Annotated in this window: 19 protein-coding genes and 2 tRNA genes; 16 read left to right on the top strand and 5 right to left on the bottom strand. The window is 62.3% G+C overall.

Features of this window, described 5'->3' with window-relative positions:
- Positions 1-26 precede the first annotated feature (26 nt).
- Both NKI47_RS08740 and NKI47_RS08735 read right to left on the bottom strand, forming a co-directional pair.
- Positions 27-1016, bottom strand: a complete 990-nt coding sequence (locus NKI47_RS08740) for an ABC transporter permease (protein ID WP_023677419.1) — start codon at positions 1014-1016, stop codon at positions 27-29.
- The gene (locus NKI47_RS08735; protein WP_352691075.1) at positions 1013-3571 is read right to left on the bottom strand and encodes an ATP-binding cassette domain-containing protein; all 2559 of its coding nucleotides are present in this window, start codon (positions 3569-3571) and stop codon (positions 1013-1015) included. The genes NKI47_RS08740 and NKI47_RS08735 overlap by 4 nt, the downstream gene beginning before the upstream one ends.
- 196 nt (positions 3572-3767) lie before the next feature.
- On the opposite strand from NKI47_RS08735, the gene NKI47_RS08730 reads away from it, so the two are divergent.
- From NKI47_RS08730 to NKI47_RS08710, 5 genes are all read left to right on the top strand, one after another.
- The gene (locus NKI47_RS08730; protein WP_352577521.1) at positions 3768-5051 is read left to right on the top strand and encodes an ROK family transcriptional regulator; all 1284 of its coding nucleotides are present in this window, start codon (positions 3768-3770) and stop codon (positions 5049-5051) included.
- A 191-nt stretch (positions 5052-5242) separates the two neighbouring features.
- Positions 5243-5443 (top strand): CsbD family protein, encoded by a 201-nt coding sequence (locus NKI47_RS08725; RefSeq protein WP_023719429.1) that lies wholly within the window; start codon positions 5243-5245, stop codon positions 5441-5443.
- A 620-nt stretch (positions 5444-6063) separates the two neighbouring features.
- The gene (locus tag NKI47_RS08720; RefSeq protein ID WP_352589235.1) at positions 6064-6495 is read left to right on the top strand and encodes a hypothetical protein; all 432 of its coding nucleotides are present in this window, start codon (positions 6064-6066) and stop codon (positions 6493-6495) included.
- A gap of 265 nt (positions 6496-6760) precedes the next feature.
- Positions 6761-7018 (top strand): hypothetical protein, encoded by a 258-nt coding sequence (locus NKI47_RS08715; protein ID WP_352589232.1) that lies wholly within the window; start codon positions 6761-6763, stop codon positions 7016-7018.
- Between the two features lie 84 nt (positions 7019-7102).
- Positions 7103-7696, top strand: a complete 594-nt coding sequence (locus tag NKI47_RS08710; protein ID WP_352589229.1) for an SOS response-associated peptidase — start codon at positions 7103-7105, stop codon at positions 7694-7696.
- 97 nt (positions 7697-7793) lie between these two features.
- Here the strand turns inward: NKI47_RS08710 and NKI47_RS08705 are convergent, their stop codons facing one another.
- On the bottom strand, positions 7794-8345 hold the full coding sequence (locus NKI47_RS08705; RefSeq protein ID WP_352589226.1) for a globin domain-containing protein: 552 nt from the start codon (positions 8343-8345) through the stop codon (positions 7794-7796).
- Between the two features lie 1203 nt (positions 8346-9548).
- Positions 9549-9623: transfer RNA gene (locus NKI47_RS08700), tRNA-Thr, on the bottom strand.
- Between the two features lie 160 nt (positions 9624-9783).
- Here NKI47_RS08700 and NKI47_RS08695 point away from each other — a divergent pair.
- The 11 genes from NKI47_RS08695 (at position 9784) to NKI47_RS08645 (ending at position 16727) form a co-directional block, all read left to right on the top strand.
- Positions 9784-10014: a hypothetical protein gene (locus tag NKI47_RS08695; protein WP_352589223.1), complete on the top strand. Its 231-nt coding sequence runs from the start codon at positions 9784-9786 to the stop codon at positions 10012-10014.
- Positions 10015-10171: 157 nt separating this feature from the next.
- Positions 10172-11464, top strand: a complete 1293-nt coding sequence (gene murA / locus NKI47_RS08690) for a UDP-N-acetylglucosamine 1-carboxyvinyltransferase (RefSeq protein WP_023677408.1) — start codon at positions 10172-10174, stop codon at positions 11462-11464.
- A 300-nt stretch (positions 11465-11764) separates the two neighbouring features.
- A complete protein-coding gene (locus NKI47_RS08685) occupies positions 11765-12199 on the top strand; it encodes a DUF2948 family protein (protein ID WP_352589220.1) in 435 nt (144 codons plus the stop codon).
- 4 nt (positions 12200-12203) lie between these two features.
- Positions 12204-13496, top strand: coding sequence for a histidinol dehydrogenase (hisD, locus tag NKI47_RS08680; protein ID WP_352589217.1), 1293 nt, complete (start codon positions 12204-12206; stop codon positions 13494-13496).
- 2 nt (positions 13497-13498) lie between these two features.
- A complete protein-coding gene (locus NKI47_RS08675) occupies positions 13499-13984 on the top strand; it encodes a UPF0262 family protein (protein WP_292663977.1) in 486 nt (161 codons plus the stop codon).
- Between the two features lies 1 nt (position 13985).
- Positions 13986-14453: an arsenate-mycothiol transferase ArsC gene (locus NKI47_RS08670; protein WP_352571660.1), complete on the top strand. Its 468-nt coding sequence runs from the start codon at positions 13986-13988 to the stop codon at positions 14451-14453.
- 89 nt (positions 14454-14542) lie between these two features.
- Entirely contained in the window at positions 14543-14761 is a 219-nt protein-coding gene (gene infA, locus NKI47_RS08665; RefSeq protein ID WP_006200926.1) for a translation initiation factor IF-1, read from the top strand.
- Positions 14762-14786: 25 nt separating this feature from the next.
- Positions 14787-15416, top strand: a complete 630-nt coding sequence (locus NKI47_RS08660) for a Maf-like protein (protein WP_352457706.1) — start codon at positions 14787-14789, stop codon at positions 15414-15416.
- A complete protein-coding gene (yacG, locus tag NKI47_RS08655) occupies positions 15413-15604 on the top strand; it encodes a DNA gyrase inhibitor YacG (protein ID WP_023677402.1) in 192 nt (63 codons plus the stop codon). Before NKI47_RS08660 ends, yacG begins: the two co-directional genes overlap by 4 nt.
- A 375-nt stretch (positions 15605-15979) precedes the next feature.
- Positions 15980-16055: transfer RNA gene (locus tag NKI47_RS08650), tRNA-Phe, on the top strand.
- A gap of 147 nt (positions 16056-16202) precedes the next feature.
- Positions 16203-16727: a hypothetical protein gene (locus tag NKI47_RS08645; protein ID WP_352589213.1), complete on the top strand. Its 525-nt coding sequence runs from the start codon at positions 16203-16205 to the stop codon at positions 16725-16727.
- Between the two features lie 305 nt (positions 16728-17032).
- Here the strand turns inward: NKI47_RS08645 and NKI47_RS08640 are convergent, their stop codons facing one another.
- The gene (locus NKI47_RS08640) at positions 17033-17647 is read right to left on the bottom strand and encodes a class I SAM-dependent DNA methyltransferase (RefSeq protein ID WP_352589210.1); all 615 of its coding nucleotides are present in this window, start codon (positions 17645-17647) and stop codon (positions 17033-17035) included.
- Between the last annotated feature and the right edge of the window lie 130 nt (positions 17648-17777).

Here is a 17777-nt window from a genome sequence, read left to right as displayed (position 1 = left end):
TCGGGCTTGAAGGAAGGGGCCCGAGATCACCCCTTTGTCTCGCGCATTGCGCGGGATCTGCTGAGCATCTCCTGTGTGGAGCGCCAGTAATTGCCGACCAGCAGCGAGCCGATCAGAAGCAGGCCGATGATCATGCCCTGCGCGTCGCCACCGATCTGGTTCAGCGCCAGCACGTTGCGGATGATGGCGATCAGGACCAGTGCCAGCATGACGCCGGTCAGGCGGCCCTTGCCGCCAAAGACGCTGACGCCGCCGAGCAGCACGATGGTGATGACGTCGAGCTCCATGCCGAGCGCATTGTTGGCGCGGGCGTTGGAAAGGCGCGCGGTATAAACGATGCCGGCTATCGCCGCGACGACGCCCGAGACGACGAACAGGTTCAGCACCATCCGGCGCGTGTTTATGCCGGAATAGCGCGCCACTTCGGGGCTGCCGCCGAGCGCGTAGATGCGCTTGCCGGTCGGCGTCTTCTGCAGCACGACCGCAAACACCGGCGCCAGCACCAGGAAGGGCACGATGGTCCACGGTATCTCGGTGCCAGGCAGGTTGTTGATGCCGAAATCGACGAGCGCGGGCGGCAGGATGTTGACCGAGCCGGTGCCGAGCAGGATGTAGCCAATGCCTCGGTAGAGCGCCATGGTGCCGAGCGTCACAACCAACGACTGCAGTCCAAGGCCCGAGACCAGATAGCCGTTGAAGGCGCCGAGCAGGCCGCCGATGACGAGCGTCAGCGGGATTGCGGCAAGCGTCGGCACACCGGCCTGGACCAGCAAGCCAAAGACGACGGAGGTCAGCGCCAGCACCGAGGCGATCGACAGGTCGATCTCGCGGGTGATGATGAGCAGCGTCATCGGCAGGATCAGCAATGCCTTTTCCGAGGCGCTGGCGGCCAGTTGCGAGAGATTGAAGCCGGAAACGAAATTCGGCACGAAGATCGCGGCATAGAGGAAGATGGCCACGCAAGAGGTCGCCAGCAGCAGATCCCAGAAGTCGATCGAACGGAGGAACTTTTTCACCGCGCCCTCGCCTGTCTTGCCTGCTCGGCACGCCGCACGATGAAGGTGTCGATGCCGATGGCCACCAGGATAACCAGGCCGTAGACGCCCTGCAGCCACAGCGGGTCGACGCGCACCAGCGTCAGCCCGTTCTTGATGACGAGCAGCGTGAGCGCGCCGAGGATGATACCGAGCAGCGTGCCCGAACCACCGCGGATGGCGACGCCGCCGACCACCGCCGACGCGATCACGGTGAGTTCGAAGCCGAGCGCGACGCGGGCATCGATGGTCGCATAGCGCGATGCCCACAGCGCACCGCACAGGCCGCCGAGCAGGCCGGCCATGCCAAAGGCCAGCAGAATGCGCCGGTCGACGGGGATGCCGATAAGACGGGCGCCGTCGGGATTGGAGCCGGCGGCGAACAGTTCGCGCCCGATGGCCGTGCGATAGAGCAGCACATAACCCAGGCACAGGATGACGATCGCGATGACGACGATCAGCGGCACGCCGGCGATCTTCAGGCCGGTCATGTCGAGCCAGGCTTGCGTGACTTCGTCGGCGCTGATCTGGTCACCGGCTGCCCAGATCGAGTTGAAGCCGCGGAAGATCGACATCGAGGCCAGCGTGACGACGATCGCCGGGATCTTTCCCCTGGTGACGACGAGGCCGTTGATCAGGCCGGCGACGCCACCGACGGCGCATGCGGTTATCAGGCCAATGCCGATGTCGAGCCCTGGATAGGCCTGGACCATGCTGGCCGCCATGTAAGCCGACAGGCCGATCACCGCAGCGATCGAAAGGTCGATGTTGCGGGTGATCAGCACCAGCATCTGCGCGAGTGCTGCAACGACGAGCAAGGCGGCATCCATCGACACGGCGGTCAGGTTAGCAGCGCTCACCATGCGCGGGTTGATGATGGTGACCGGGATGGCGACCGCCAGCATCGCGGCGAGCAGACCGAACTCCCGCCGCTTCAGTATGTCGAGCGGTCCTTTTCTCTTCTCCTCGCCGGCGGCCTGTGCCGCCGCATCGGCGCTTTCGCCGGCCTTGGTCGCTGCTTCCAGCACCTTTTCCTGAGTGGCTTCGCCCCTGCTGAATTCGGCCGTCCGATGGCCTTCGCGCAGGACGATGACGCGGTCGCACATGCCGATGAGCTCGGGCATTTCGGAGGAGATCAAGATAATGGCCATGCCTTGCGCGGCAAGGTCGGCGATCATCGCATGCACTTCCGCCTTGGTGCCGACATCGATGCCTTGCGTCGGCTCGTCGAGGATGAGGACGCGCGGTTCGGTGCGCAGCCATTTGGCCAACACCACCTTCTGCTGGTTGCCGCCGGACAGTTCCTTTACCGGCTGCGCGTAGCCGGAAAAGCGAAGCTTCATGCGCTTCAGCCAGTCCGAAACCAGATTGATCGCGCGGTTCGTGCCGTAGAAGCCGGAGCGGGCTGCCTTGTCGAGGACTGGCAGCACCGCGTTGTCGAGGATGGAAAAATCCATCACCAGGCTCTGGCCCATGCGGTCTTCAGAGACATAGGCGATACGCGCACCCATGGCGTCGCGTGCCGACGCGAAGCGCACAGCTTCGCCGTCGATCAGGATTTCGCCGGCATCGGGCTGGTCGATTCCGAACAGCACGCGCGCGATCTCGGTCCGCCCGCTGCCGACCAGGCCGCCGAGCCCGAGCACCTCGCCGGCATGGAGCTTGAGGTCGATATTGGAAAAGCCACCGGCGTGCGAAAGCCCCCTCGCCTCCAGCACCAGTGCACCGGTCGCGTGGCTTCGTTGCGGATAGAGGTCGGTGACCTCGCGGCCGACCATCATGCCGATGGCGGCGGCGCGGCCAAGCTCGGCCCTCGGCTTGACGCCAATGAGACGCCCGTCGCGCAGCACGGCGATGCGGTCGGCGATGCGGAAGATCTCGTCCATGCGGTGGCCGACGAACATCATCGCCACGCCGTGCAGCCGCAGGTCGGCGACGACGGTGAACAGCCGCTCGACCTCGCGCTGCGACAGGGCGGCCGTCGGCTCGTCCATGATCAGCACCCGCGCGTCGAGCGACAGGGCGCGGGCGATCTCGACCAGTTGCTGTTCGGAGGTGCGCAACGTTCCGAGCCGGGTTTCGGCCGGCACGTCGAGGCCGGCTGTCGCCAGCACCCTGCGCGCGCCGGCAAGCATGGCGGCGTTGTCGATGCCGCCGAAGCGGTCGCGCGGCATATGGCCGAGATAGATGTTCTCCGCCACCGAAAGATCAGGGAAAAGACCGGGGTGCTGGTGCATGACCGAGATGCCGGCAGCCTGGGCGTCGTGCGGCGAATGGAAGACCACAGGCTTGCCATCGACTTCGACATGGCCGCCGGTCGGGAGATACACGCCGGCCAGCAGCTTTACGCAGGTGCTCTTGCCGGCGCCGTTTTCGCCAAGCAGAGCCAGCACCTCGCCTGAGCGCAATTCGAAGGACGCGTCCTTGAGGGCAATCGTGCCGCCGAAGGCTTTTGTCGCCTGAACCAGGGCAACGGGGACAGCCGCGTCGCTCTTCACCATGGCGTCGGCTTCGCCTAATGCGCCCAAGTGCAGCACCTTTCCTCCCTGGTCCTGTTTTTTCAATTTGCTATATTAAATGGCCGAATGCCGCAACTGGAAAATTGACTTCCATGGCCGCGAAGGGCACTGTCGCGTCGCGCACGGGTGCGATTGGAGTGCTCGACCCCGCGGCAGCCTCAAAGCTGCAAGCGGCTGGAGTGGCTCTGCGGGAATGAATGGGGAGGCGCCGGTTTTGTCCGGAAAAGGCAGCAATTCGGTCAAGGTTCGGCATTATAACGAGCGCTTCGTGCTTGATGCCATTCGCCGCCTGAAGGAGGCATCCAAGTCCGATCTGGCGCGCGCCGCAAATCTGACGCCGGCCGCGGTCGCCACCATTGTCGACGGGCTGGAATCGTCCGGATTCGTAAAGCAAGTGGGGAAAAGGTTCGGGCAACGCGGATCGCCATCCACTCTCTACCGACTTGCACCTGAGCGTATCTACAGCGTCGGCATCAAGATCGGCCGGCGCGCGCTGGAAGCCGTGCTCGTCGACTTTGCCGGCGAGGTCCGCTCGCGCGAGTCGCACGAATATCGCTTTCCGGATCCCGACATGGTGCTCAAGGCCGGCAACATGTCGCTGGCCAATTTCGACAAGCTGGTCGAGGGGCTTGGCGATGCCAGCATCGTCGGCGTCGGCATCGCCTCGCCATATTTCCTCGGCGGCTGGAGCGAAGAGCTCGGCTTTCCCGACGATCTCGGCAGCCGCTGGGAAGCAATCGATCTGACGACGTTCTTCGCCACAAAGCCGAAGACCCCGGTCTTCGTGGAAAACGACGCATCATCGGCCGCACTCGCCGAACTCATCCAGGGGACCGGCGCGCGGTTCCGCGACTTCATGCATATCTCGATCGACACCTTTGTCGGCGGCGGACTGGTGCAAGGCGGCAAGGTCCATACCGGGCCGCACGGCAACAGCGCCGCGCTCGGTCCTTTGCCGGTCTCGCCTTCAAGCCTCGATTCGGTGGCGGCCAAGCCGGCGCGCTACCAGAGCCTGCTGCATCGCGCTTCGATCTATGTGCTGGTCAATCATCTCAAATCGCGCGGCATCGAGATCAACCGTGTGCGCGAACTCGATCCCTTGCCGCCGGGGGCGCGCGAGCCGCTGTCCGAATGGATCGACGATTGCGCCAATGCGCTGGTCGAGGCGATCATCGCCATCACCTCCGTCATCGACATCGAGGCGATCGTTCTCGACAGCATCCTGCCGCGGCCGATTCATCTCGAGCTGTTGGCAAAGGTGCAGACCCAGTTCAACAGGATCAGCGCCATCGGCATCGTGGCGCCGGAAATCGTGTCGGGACAATTCGGCCCCGAGGCTTCGCCGATCGGCGCGGCGATGCTGCCGTTCTCGGCACTGTTGGCGCCCGACAGCGGCGTGCTGATGATCGGCAAGGACAGAACAATGCTGCCGGGTAGCCTTTCGAGGCTTGCCAGCCAAGGCCAACCAGCAAGAAGCTCGGCGACTTCAACGGCATAAGATAGTGCCGCGAAAGAGCATCAAGCTCCGGACATCATCAACATCAGCTCACAGTCAGGCACGGGCACGGCGGGCTTTTTGCGCCGGCACCGGAACTTTTAGCGGCCGCTAATCTTCATTCGTCACCGACATGCAATGCTGATCGGTCCGCGCTCCGCTTTAGTGCGGGCCTAGGAAGCAAGGAGGAACATATGAACTGGGATCAAATCAAGGGAAAATGGACGCAGTTCAAAGGCAAGGCGAAAGAGCAGTGGGGTGACCTCACCGACGATGATCTTGATCGCATCGAGGGCAACCGAGACCAGCTTTTGGGACGCATCCAGGAGCGATATGGCATCGCCAAGGAAGAGGCGGAGCGCCAGGTTGATAACTGGTCCAGAAGCATCAGCTGAGCCTTTGGATGCAATGCCGTTTGCTGCCCACCACCGGGGTGAAACTCTGCGTCGCCCGCCGTGCCGACTGGTGCGGTGGGCTCTTTCGACAGCGAGGCGAGCGAGGAACCTTTAGCCATATCTGATGTTCTACTTGCGTGGCGGGCTTCGCCTCGGCGTGCACCCCACCCGGAGGCGAAGGAGTGCAATCATGAACAACATTATCTGGCTGGTCGGCGCGATCGTGATCGTAATAGCCATTTTGAGCTTTTTGGGTCTGCGATAGGCCTTAGCCCTCTCCTCGACCTCTTCGATTCAGCAACGGCTCCCTCTCGGCGTGGCCTCACTGCCCGTTGCATTCAAGCAGGTCAGACTTAGGTCCCAAGCAAGATACTCCAGGATTGGACCGAAGCCCCGGCTGGGAACGTAGCCGGCTGGCTCACGTTGTGGTGAGCTTTGGCGCGACGAAGATGCGTCCGGGCGGAAGAGTTCAAGCCAGGGAGGAGAGGCCCGACGCTCCGAACGGGCGGCGGGCCTGGGCGTAAATGCAAACGATCAGCAGGCTGTTCAATTCCCATGCCCAGGCAGCACGTGCCGTTGCGAGGCTTCAGGCTGCCGGGATTCGTCGCCGGCAAATCAGCGTGGTCGGATCTTACAACGACAATGATGAACCGATCAGCGTTGCTGGATATTACGACGATGAGATGAGCGCTCTCTGGCGGGGTGCGGTTGCTGGTGCCGCACTTGGCGCCACGGCTGGTCTGTTGGCCGGCTTCAGCGCTTTTGGAGCTCAAGACGTTGATCCTGCGGGGATGACCGGCATGGCCCTGGTCGGTGCGGCTTGGGGCGGCTTTGCCGGCGTGCTTCTCGGAACTTTCGCCAATTTCGCCCAGAAGCCGCGCAAGCCGAAGATCGCAGAAGGTGTCGTACTGGTGATGGCCCGCGTCGATGAAAGGCAGGCCGGCGCCGCGCATACGGTGCTCCGGAGTTTCGCGGAGATGCCTTCCGGGCCGATGAAGAGGAGCGCTTTGCCAAATTCAAGCCGGCTCCGCGTCCGATCTAGTGCCCGATGAAGTTTGTTTCGCGAAACGGGAATTCAAACCGGAGGCGCCCGACGAAAGCTTGGCAAACCAACACTTTGGAAGCATGCGGGCTACTTGCCGTCGTGTTGTCCTTTATTCTTACCGTTCTGTTGGTTGGTCTCATCCTTGGCTGAACCCATGCCCTTGCCAACGGCGACACTATGCCCGGCAATTGGCGAAGGTTATGGCCCGTTCGAAGGATTAAACCATTCGTGCTAAGCGTTAATAGCTTGTAGCCATAGGAGAGGACGCCAACGTGGACAAACGGGCTGAAGGAGACGCGGAGAAATTGGCTCGAGGCGAGTTCGAGCTCAAAGCCGAACGATATGGTGTGAACGCCTTTCTTCTCGTTGTCGAACTCGTAAATCTGCTGGAAAAGCGTGGAACGATCAGCAGCGACGACGTCGCGAAAATAGCCGAAGCCGCCGCACTTGCCGTTGCCGCATCCAGCGAACCCGACGTGAACAGCATCAATCTGTTGCAGGCCATCGCTGCCGCACGCCGGCCCAAATAGGCTTATATCAAACCCGCCAGCAATCGGCGCCCACCGATAAACGCTATGTTGAACTGATCTCGGTCGAGCGTACGGAGCCTTTCCATGTGCAATGACTACGAGCAGCACATCGCCTGGGCCGAATACTGCCGGATGATGGAATCGCTGGCGCTCAAAATCCCCAGCCATCAAACCGAACTGGATCTGCCGCAGGCGGATGACATCCACATCAACGACCCCGCGCCTGTAATGCGCGCCGCCGGCGACGCAATCGAACTGGCGTCGATGACATTCGGCTTTCCCCCGGCCGGGCCAAAAGGCGGACCTGTATTCAACTTTCGCTCGGAGGGCCGGCAGTTCGGCAACAGCAAGCGCTGTCTCGTTCCGGCGTCGGCATTCTTCGAATTCACGGGAACGAAATATCCAAAGACCAAGCACAGGTTCTCGCTGAATGGCCATTCGTTCATGGCGATTGCCGGGCTGTGGCGCGAGGGTGTCGGCAACAAGCCGCCGACGTTCACGATGCTGACGACCGATCCGGGGCCGGACGTCGCGCCATATCACAATCGGCAAGTGGTTGTGCTGCGGCCATCGGACTGGGCGGCCTGGATCCATCTCACGAGGTCCGAGGCTGAACTCCTGCGGCCGCTGCCGGAGGGGTCGCTCAGTGTGGAAACAGCTCGGGCAGGTTTGGAGTAGGAACCATCGGATAATTGCGCGCTGAGCTGCGGCCGCGCCGCATAGTCACGGCGACGCGCGCCATGTTCAGAACGAATGCCCATACGATATAGACGCTTCAGCCCGGCTTGACGTAGCCAGCGGTGACCTCGTTCTTGTGGGCGGCGAAAGCTTCCAGGACTTCGGTTTTCTCAGGCTTCGGAATCTTGAAATGATCCAAGGTCCGCCCGAGTTCGGCTGCGACCTCATCGAATTCCGCGGGGGCAATCCGCAGGTCGCGATGCGCCTCCTCGAGGCCGAGCGGCGTCGTGCCGGGCTTGGTGGCGACGAACTTGAAGGGCCCGCCAGAAACGTCGCAGACCCACAGCGTGCGCATGAACTTGAGGCCGGGCAACCTTTCCAGGTTCTTGGTGTGCCATTTGCGCAGCTGCGGATTCTTGGATTTCTTGCCGACGATCGGGTTCTTCACGACGGCGTCGCTGAAGTGATCGATCACCGCTGCGATGGCAAACACGCCGCCCAGCCGCTCATACAGACTTTTCTCAGCTGTGGTTTTCTTGGCCTGGGCGAGCGCGTTGTCGGCAGGCAATACCGCCGTCGATGCCGCGGTCAGCGCCAGCGCGGCGACAACACTTCGTCTTGTCAAAGAGGTCGAAACAGCCGTTTTCATTCCTGGTTCCCTTCGCGGTTAGGCCAGAGCGAGCGGCAGCCTGTCTGGCGGGCTTCATGAAATGACATTCGGACACTTTGCCGTATTTTAGCACCGTCTAACGAACTAACGAGCCGTTCGCCCGAATTATTCCGATTGGGGCGCATTGTCATGGTCAACATGCGTCAAAAGGGGCGAAGGCCGCGCGGATGAGGAAGGCTTAGCAGGCGTCGCTGCACGCGAAGCCACTTCGGCCGCATCTGTGCCCCTGACCTTGGGCACTTTCCTTCTGTGTCGTGTTGTCGGCGGCAATCAGCCCCGGTAGGGGGCGTACAATCGCTTCCCGCGGCTTTGCCGGCTGCTTGCGGCCAATAGCTTGTGCTTTTCGAAGATCGCGAGCTTCTGCGGATAGGTCATCCGCACCTTGGCGTTGCACCCGTCGCATCTGAAGTGCGCGATTGTTCTTAGTGCGGAGCCCTTTCTTACCGCCGGGTGTGAGCAATCCGGACATTCGAATGTGAGCGCGACATCAGATAAGTCTTCGGCCAAACCCATTTCTATCCCCTTCGCAAGCTCGGTGGCTACACTCTGGCGATCATCAATGGGCAATTCAGATGCCAATCCGATTGTGCCAATGCGGGACTAGAACAATTCGCCCCGGAACGCCGCCAAGCTAGTGCGCCTTCTCTGCGCCTTTTGAGCGACGAAGAGACCTAACTTCCTCCAGCAGTTCGCGCTCATTGGTAGTCACGTTTCGGAAGATTGCGACAATCATCACCGCCAAGGCTTCGGCATCCAGGCTTAGAGGGTCAATGTGCTCATCTGCGCAAACCTGATCAAACACGCGTTCACAAATAGCCAAATCGTGAGGGCTGAGGCGAGTGCGATTGAAACGCCGGCGCGACATTTGCGAGCCTTCGAGGCCCGCTGCCCGTGCAAAAGAAGCGGGCCTTGGCAAGAAACGCGAGTCATTGAGCGATTGTTCCCGGCTGCAAGCTTTGTTAAGCAGCCTGCAGCAGGGCAGACTAGAACGCTTTCCCCGCGCGCATCATGGCGCGTGCGAGCGCCGGGAGGTGCGCGTGCAAGACCACTGTTTCGACGAGCTTGTGCGCGTGGCACTCGGCAGGTCGCGGGGCGCCATATTTTTCGGCAACCTCGCCAACCGCGCACAATCACCATCGAGCAGGTCAAGGAGGCCTTGGAAGATGCGCCAGCGAAACAATCTGGTGCTGCGAGAGAGGATTGAACTCTCGACCTCTCCCTTACCAAGGGAGTGCTCTACCACTGAGCTACCGCAGCCGCCGATGGCGGGGCTTCTGCCATATCGAACCGGCAAGCGCAAGGCCAAGACAAAGACGGGTTGAAAGGCCGCACCGGGCGATCGTTGCGGACATGGCCGTGCCACAATGTTGGCTATCCCTTGATACGCACCGGCGGGTCGCCGGCCGGGGACAGAACGATGAACGGCACGACAGTTTCTCCGAACAAGGATGGATCACCGAAGAAGGATGGTTCAGCGAAAAAGGCCGGAACGGGCCGCAAGGACCGGCTTGCCGAGCAGTTGCGCGCCAACCTGCAGAAGCGCAAGGCGCAATCGCGCTCACGAAGGACCGGCGACGCCGACAAGCGGCTCGCTGGCGAGGCCGACGAGCGGCCGGAGGGGCTGCAGGCGGCGATGAAAAAAGATTAACGCGAATCGGCTATGTTGGTCGCCGGTACTTTGGCCAAGTCGGCCTGGGCCAAAGTGGGGAGTAGCCTGTTTCTTGAACCAAGCCGGCCAATGGTCTAGATGGCCGCAACAGACTCAACCGATTTAAACCGGCCTTGGCGCCGAGGGGACGCTCTTCATGGATCGCATCAGAATTGTCGGCGGCAACAAGCTTGCCGGAAGCATTCCGATCTCGGGCGCGAAAAACGCTGCGCTGCCGCTGATGATCGCCGCGCTTTTGACCGATGACACGCTGACGCTGGAAAACGTGCCGCATCTGGCCGATGTCGAGCAGCTGATCCGCATCCTCGGCAATCACGGCGTCGACTATTCGGTCAATGGCCGCCGCGAAAAGCAGCAGGAAGGCTATTCGCGCACCATCACTTTCTCCGCCCGCAACATCGTCGACACGACGGCGCCTTACGAGCTGGTGTCGAAGATGCGCGCGTCGTTCTGGGTGATCGGCCCGCTGCTGGCCCGCATGGGCGAAGCCAAGGTATCGCTGCCCGGCGGCTGCGCCATCGGCACACGGCCGGTTGACCTCTTCCTGGAAGGCCTGCAGGCGCTGGGCGCCGATATCGACGTCGACACCGGCTATGTCATTGCCAAAACCAGGAACGGCCGGCTTGTCGGCAACCGTTATGTGTTCCCGAAAGTCTCGGTCGGCGCCACCCATGTGCTGATGATGGCGGCCTCGCTGGCCAAGGGCGAGACGGTGCTCGAAAACGCCGCGCGCGAGCCGGAGATCGTCAACCTCGCCGAATGCCTCAACGCCATGGGCGCGAAGATCTCCGGCGCCGGCACGGCGACCATCACCATCGACGGCGTCGAGGCGCTGTCGGGCGCCCGCGTGAGGGTGATCCCCGACCGTATCGAGACCGGCACCTATGCGATGGCGGTGGCGATGACCGGCGGCGACGTCGTGCTGGAAGGCGCCCGGCCCGACCTGTTGCAGACGGCGCTCGACATCATTTCGCAGACCGGCGCCGAGATCACGCAGACCAATTCCGGCATCCGCGTCAGGCGCAACGGCGCCGGCATTTCGCCGGTCGACGTGACGACGGCGCCCTTCCCGGCTTTCCCGACCGATCTGCAGGCGCAGTTCATGGGCCTGATGACGATGGCCAAGGGCAAGTCGCGCATCACCGAGACGATCTTCGAAAACCGCTTCATGCACGTCCAGGAACTCGCCCGGCTCGGCGCCCACATCACGCTGTCCGGCCAGACGGCGATTGTCGACGGCGTAGCGAAGCTGAAGGGCGCGCCAGTCATGGCGACCGATCTTCGGGCCTCGGTGTCGCTGGTCATTGCCGGCCTTGCTGCCGAAGGCGAAACCACGGTCAACCGCGTCTATCATCTCGACCGCGGCTTCGAGCGGCTGGAGGAAAAGCTGTCCGGCTGCGGCGCGGAAATCGAGCGCATTTCGGGGTAATGATAGCAGGCTCAGGTCGGCGCTGCCCCTCACCTGCCTGCCGGCATCTTCTCGCCGTATAGGGACGGGGAGTAGGACCGCCTCGCGAAGGATTTCGCCAATCTCCGGCGTTGCGGAGAGGGTGCCGAGGTTGCGGCCAGCCCCTACACCCGTCCCTATACGGGAGAAGGTCCCGGCAGGAGGATGAGGGGCGGCGCCGACCGGAGCGATTGCCTGGCCAAGACCTCCGGCGCGGTTGCACGAGCCGGAAAGACCGCCTAACAGAAGGTCGAATAATCAACTCGCAGGTGCGAATTCCGCATGAATGGCCTCAAGCTTGTCGCGCTCGACGATCAGGATCTGAGCATCATCTCGGCGCATGTCCAGGATGCCGTCATGAAGGTCAGCGATCTCGAATACCTGCCTTCTGTAAAGCGCTTCGTGCTGACCATGAACCGCTTCGTGTGGGAGGCGAAATCCGGCTTCTTGCGCCAGCACAATGAGCGGCGGCAGGCCGTGCTGCATTTCGACCGGGTGCTCGGCGCCAAGACCGGCGGCATTGCCCGCGACAAGCCGGACGAAGTGCTGTCGTTGCTGGCGATCAGCTTTCTCGCGCTCGACAAGCCGGCCGGCATCGTCGAGCTGATCTTTTCGGGCGGCGGCGCGATCATGCTCGATGTCGAATGCATCGAGGCGCGGCTTGCCGATGTCGGCGGCGCCTGGGAAGCGACGTCGCGCCCGGTCCACAGGGTCTGATGTGATGGCCATCACGCTTCGCCAGTCCGACGCCGATTTCGAGCAGCGCTTTGCCGCGTTCCTGCTGACCAAGCGGGAAGTCTCGGCCGATGTCGACGCCGTGGTGCGCGAGATCATCGCCAAGGTGCGTGCCGAGGGCGACGCGGCGCTGGTCGGGTACACGCAGAAATTCGGCGGCGGCGACCTGGCCAGGCTCGGCATCGCCGTCTCCAGGGACGACATTGCCAAGGCTTACGAGGCCGCCGATCCGCAGACGGTCGAGGCGCTGAAATTCGCGCGCGAGCGCATCCGCGCTCATCACCAGCGGCAGCTGCCGCAGGACGACCGCTACACCGATGCCGCCGGCGTCGAGCTCGGCTCGCGCTGGACGGCAATCGAGGCCGTCGGGCTCTACGTGCCGGGCGGCACGGCGAGCTATCCGAGCTCGGTGCTGATGAACGCGGTACCGGCCAAGGTCGCCGGCGTCGAGCGCATCGCCATGGTGGTGCCGGCCTCCGGCGGCGAGGTGCCGCCGCTGGTGCTGGTGGCAGCCGACCTTGCCGGTGTCTCCGAAATCTACCGCGTTGGTGGCGCCCAGGCGATCGCGGCCCTTGCCTATGGTACCGAAACGATAAAGCCCGTCGCCAAGATCGTCGGCCCCGGCAATGCCTATGTCGCGGCGGCCAAGCGCCAGGTGTTCGGCACGGTGGGCATCGACATGATCGCCGGGCCGTCGGAAGTGCTGATTGTCGCCGACGGCAGCAACGATCCGGACTGGATCGCCGCCGACCTGCTCGCCCAGGCCGAACACGACGTGTCGGCGCAGTCGATCCTGATCACCGACGACCGTGCCTTTGGCGTAGCGGTCGAACAGGCGGTGGAGCGGCAGTTGCAGAACCTGCCGCGCGGAGAAACGGCGGCGGCGAGCTGGCGCGATTTTGGCGCCATAGTCCTGGTGCCGACGATCGAGGCAGCACTGCCGCTGGTCGACCGCATCGCGGCCGAACATGTCGAGCTTGCCATCGACGACCCAGAGGCCTTCCTGGCGCGGATGCGCAATGCCGGTGCGGTGTTTCTCGGCCGTCATACGCCGGAAGCCATCGGCGACTATGTCGCCGGCTCCAACCACGTGCTGCCGACGGCGCGCTCGGCGCGCTTTTCGTCCGGGCTTTCGGTGCTCGATTTCGTCAAGCGCACCTCGGTCCTGAAGCTCGGGCCGGAGCAGTTGCGGGCGCTGGCGCCGGCGGCGATCACGCTCGCCAAGGCGGAAGGGCTCGATGCACATGGACGCTCCGTCGGCATTCGGCTGAACATGTAGAAATGTCCGACTACGACCAAACCCGCGCCAGGCTGATCGATGTCGAGCTCGACGAGACGATCGGCCGCTCGACGCCCGATGTCGAGCATGAGCGGGCGGTGGCGATCTTCGACCTGATCGAGGAGAACCGCTTCCAGCCGGTCAATGACGACGGCGCCGGCCCGTACCGGCTGAAACTGTCGCTGGCCGAATCCCGGCTGGTGTTTGCGGTGGCGCGCGAGGACGGCGCAGCCGTGGTCACCCACATCCTGTCGCTGACGCCGCTTCGGCGCATCGTCAAGGATTACTACATGATCTGCGAAAGCTATTACGATGCCATCCGCACCGCGACACCCAGCCACATCGAGGCGATCGACATGGGCCGGCGCGGCCTGCACAATGAAGGCTCGCAGACGCTGATGGACCGGCTTGCCGGCAAGATCGAGATTGACTTCGACACGGCGCGCCGGCTGTTCACGCTGGTTTGCGTGCTGCACTGGCGAGGCTGAACTGGCCGCCCCGCTGCCCCGCCCGATCCTGCCCCGCTCGATCCTGTTTGTCTGCGGTATGAACGCCGTGCGCTCGCCGATGGCCGAATTGCTGGCGCGCAAGGTGCTTCCGCCCACCACCTTCGTCGCCTCGGCCGGGGTGCGCGGCGGCGAACGCGATCCGTTCGTCGATGCCGTGCTGGCCGAAGAAGGGCTGTCGCTGGGCGAACGGCACCCGAGAACGATGGACGACCTCGAGGACGACTATTTCGACCTGATCGTGACGCTGGCGCCGGAAGCTCACCACACCGCGCTCGAGCTCACCCGCTCGCTGGCCGTCGAGGTCGAGTATTGGCCTATGCCCGACCCGACCGGCGTCAGCGGCACGCGCGAGCAGATCATGGCCGCCTACCGCGACGTGCGCGAGCGGCTGAAGGCGCGGATCGGCCGCCGTTTTCTCGGCACCGGGGCTGAAAACGCCGCGGATTAAGCATGTTCACAAGCGGACGTTTATCATATAGGTTCCGCGCAACTTTCCGGCCGGGGCGCTGGAAGTACCCATCCAAGCAAAGGTATCGAATGCCGAAGGAAGAAGTCCTCGAGTTTCCGGGTGTCGTGACGGAACTGCTGCCCAACGCGATGTTCAGGGTCAAGCTCGAAAACGAACATGAAATCATCGCCCATACGGCCGGCCGCATGCGCAAGAACCGCATCCGCGTTTTGACCGGCGACAAGGTCCTGGTCGAGATGACGCCCTACGACCTGACCAAGGGCCGCATCACCTACCGCTTCAAGTAAGTTCAAGAACCCGGCCGGGATCGCGATGGGCATTTTGCAGAAGCTCGTGCTTGCCTCGGGTTCGCCGCGCCGGATCGAGCTGCTGCAGCAGGCCGGCATCGAGCCGGACCGTGTGCTGCCGGCCGATGTCGACGAGACGCCGCTGCGCGCCGAACACCCGCGCTCGCTGGCCAAGCGCCTGGCAACACAAAAGGCCGAGAAGGCGCTGGCTTCGCTGAAGACCGAAGCCGACTACCTGCCGAGCTTCGTGCTGGCCGCCGACACGGTGGTTGCCGTCGGGCGGCGCATCCTGCCCAAGGCCGAGACGCTCGACGACGCCGCCAACTGCCTCGGGCTTTTGTCCGGCCGTTCGCACCGGGTCTATTCCGGCATCTGCCTGATCACGCCGGGCGGCAAGCAGCGCTTGCGGCTGGTCGAGACCAGGGTGCGTTTCAAGCGGCTGCCGCGCGAGGAGATCGAGGCCTACATCGCATCGGGAGAATGGCGCGGCAAGGCCGGCGGCTATGGCGTCCAGGGGCTCGCCGGCGCCTTCGTCGTCAAGCTTGTCGGCTCCTACACCAACGTCGTCGGCCTGCCGCTCTACGAGACGGTAGCGCTTTTGAGCGGCGAAGGGTTTAAGGTGCACGCCAACTGGCTGTCGGGTGCGCGGATATGAGCCCGGACGACAAGGTCACGCCATTGCGGCCCAAGCGGCCCTGCCCCGAATGCGGCAAGCCATCGGCGCGCGAAACCTACCCGTTCTGCTCGACGCGCTGCAAGGACATCGACCTCAACCGCTGGCTGAAGGGGGTCTACGTCATCCCGGGACGCGACGACGAGGACGAGAACGACGACCAGAAATAGCGCCGTCCACCTGCGGTTTTCCACAGGCTTGGGACGGTTTCGCAGCCGCGATCGTGACCGATGATCGGCCTTGCGGACTGCCTGTCGTTTCGCGCCTGAAATCAATGTCCAGAACTTGTTCCATCCGGGCACTGTCGGACGGAACAGGTTCTGGCGTTTTGTTTGAGCATAATCTTTTCCGAAAACCGGATTCCACTTTTCGGGATCATGCTTTTTGTTTGAGCATGATCTTATCCGAAAACCGGATTCCACTTTTCGGGATCATGCTCTAAGCGCTGGACAGGCCGAATTCCCGTGCTATAACCCACGCGCTTTCAAGGGGTGCCGACGGCGCTTTCATGAACCCGGTGTGCAGATTGCCGCCCGCCGGAGCAGGCCCAGATAGCTCAGTTGGTAGAGCAGCGGACTGAAAATCCGCGTGTCGGTGGTTCGAATCCGCCTCTGGGCACCACTACTTCCTCATATAAAATCAACGGCTTGCGGTGTCGCCAACTTGGCGACTTACGGCATTTCATGTCGCGCCGTGTTGCGAACTGTTACCGTTGATTTTCAAGGGTTTCCTGCGACTGTCGGCAACTCCACGCGACATGAACGCGACATGAGCACGCGTAAAGCGCGCCGATGTTGCCGTCCGATCAATCGGCTGCTCGATGAGCGAGCACGGACTGTAGGAAGCGAAGCGAATGAGGTCTGGTATGACTTTTGTACGCGGGGCAAAGGCCATACCAGAGGATTCGGTCAGGCCGCCTCAACAGGGCGAACGATAGAGGTCAGCGACGAAGACGTCTCTCAATTCTGGGATGCGATAGGTGTCGCCGACCGCAAAAGGCAGATCCTCATCGCTGCATACACGCAATCCATGCCGAAATCCGCTGAGGAAGAGGCGCTTGAGGCGGATCAGCAGGATATTGCCGATGGCTTCGAGAGGCGGTTCGCCAGCGCTGAGCTAAGGCCCGAGCAAGCCGCTTTCAGACGTTCTCTCATGCGTTTCTATGGTTCGAGATGCGTGAGCACTGGTTACGAGAGGCTTACAGGCCGGCAGGTGCGGCATCGGGCCAAACCGGAGTTCATACGCAGGCATTACGAGGAATTCGCGTCCCGCAATCGGCAGGGAGATACTTGAACCTCAAGACGTCTGGAAATTACAGCGCGAACCCGCGTTGCGTTGCCGGAATCCCCCAATCTACGAAAGTACCTCGCGACGTCTGGATGCTTGCGATCGTCCTGCCTCAAAAGGGCAAGTGCATCGTTGGTCACCGGCGAGCGCCGTCGCCAAAGGCACTGATGAGCAGAGGCGAGCAGCGCTTTGTCCGATTGAGCCAAGCGAAGCGCAGCCAAAACCGACACTCGATACTTTCCTGCCATAGCTTCAACAAAGACCAGCCTCATGGCAAATGCTCGGTTTCAAATTTCATGTGCCCGCCGGCTTTACCGCTTTCTGGCAACCACCAGGAAATTCTGCGCAAGCTCCGCCGGAATCCTGGCACTTGCGCAGATCCTTTCAAACGGCACGATCAATATTTCGCAGAGTCTTGGCAGCAATTTCCCGGGTCGCGGCAAAAAACCGTACCCAACTATCCGCTCGACAATAAAGCCATTTGCAATGAGCGTCTGCTCGTATCCTTTAATGCTCAAAGTGTGGCGGACTGTCCCTCCTGCATAACGGTTCAGAATGCGGCAGACCAGCCCTATTGGCGAGGTCGCATTCATGTGGATATTCGAGATTAGCAATCCACCTTCGTTCAAATGCGCGCTGATGGCCGACAGTGCATCCTTCCTGAGCTCATCTTCAGCATTGAGGAAGAATCTGAATGCCGTGACCACGTCGAACCTTTCGGCAAGCGGAGAGAGCGTAATATCAGCGCGGACCAATTTCACGTTCTTCGGAACCCGTGCGCTAGCCAGCATAGATTGGGAGATGTCAACGCCGACGACTTCACCAAAAAATTGAGCTGCGATATTTGCTATGCGGCCTGTGCCGCATGCGAAGTCCAGGCATTTCCGGTTCGGCCCGCCGACAGGCAGGAGAATACGTTCGACCAAGGGCTTTTCGATACCCGACCACAGAGCTGCATAGTAGCCGGACCGGAACGTGTCGGAGTAATGGGCACCGTACCCATCCGTCTGGTGGCTTGCTCGGTAATCCCGACGAGCGGGTGCACGGTTCTCATGG

The organism is Mesorhizobium sp. M0633, assembly GCF_040320645.1.
GTDB lineage: Bacteria > Pseudomonadota > Alphaproteobacteria > Rhizobiales > Rhizobiaceae > Mesorhizobium.
The sequence above is the reverse complement of the archived record's forward strand: the minus strand, read 5'-3'. Positions and strand labels throughout refer to the sequence as shown.

What these genes read in the sequence shown, in the direction of transcription:
- NKI47_RS08725 (WP_023719429.1), top strand. Translation starts at nt 5,243, where the DNA reads ATGAACTGGGATCAAATCAAGGGAAAATGGACGCAGTTCAAAGGCAAG.
- NKI47_RS08710 (WP_352589229.1), top strand. Translation starts at nt 7,103, where the DNA reads ATGTGCAATGACTACGAGCAGCACATCGCCTGGGCCGAATACTGCCGG.
- NKI47_RS08705 (WP_352589226.1), bottom strand. Translation starts at nt 8,345, where the DNA reads ATGAAAACGGCTGTTTCGACCTCTTTGACAAGACGAAGTGTTGTCGCC.
- NKI47_RS08695 (WP_352589223.1), top strand. Translation starts at nt 9,784, where the DNA reads ATGAACGGCACGACAGTTTCTCCGAACAAGGATGGATCACCGAAGAAG.
- murA (WP_023677408.1), top strand. Translation starts at nt 10,172, where the DNA reads ATGGATCGCATCAGAATTGTCGGCGGCAACAAGCTTGCCGGAAGCATT.
- NKI47_RS08685 (WP_352589220.1), top strand. Translation starts at nt 11,765, where the DNA reads ATGAATGGCCTCAAGCTTGTCGCGCTCGACGATCAGGATCTGAGCATC.
- hisD (WP_352589217.1), top strand. Translation starts at nt 12,204, where the DNA reads ATGGCCATCACGCTTCGCCAGTCCGACGCCGATTTCGAGCAGCGCTTT.
- NKI47_RS08675 (WP_292663977.1), top strand. Translation starts at nt 13,499, where the DNA reads ATGTCCGACTACGACCAAACCCGCGCCAGGCTGATCGATGTCGAGCTC.
- infA (WP_006200926.1), top strand. Translation starts at nt 14,543, where the DNA reads ATGCCGAAGGAAGAAGTCCTCGAGTTTCCGGGTGTCGTGACGGAACTG.
- NKI47_RS08660 (WP_352457706.1), top strand. Translation starts at nt 14,787, where the DNA reads ATGGGCATTTTGCAGAAGCTCGTGCTTGCCTCGGGTTCGCCGCGCCGG.
- yacG (WP_023677402.1), top strand. Translation starts at nt 15,413, where the DNA reads ATGAGCCCGGACGACAAGGTCACGCCATTGCGGCCCAAGCGGCCCTGC.
- NKI47_RS08645 (WP_352589213.1), top strand. Translation starts at nt 16,203, where the DNA reads ATGAGCACGCGTAAAGCGCGCCGATGTTGCCGTCCGATCAATCGGCTG.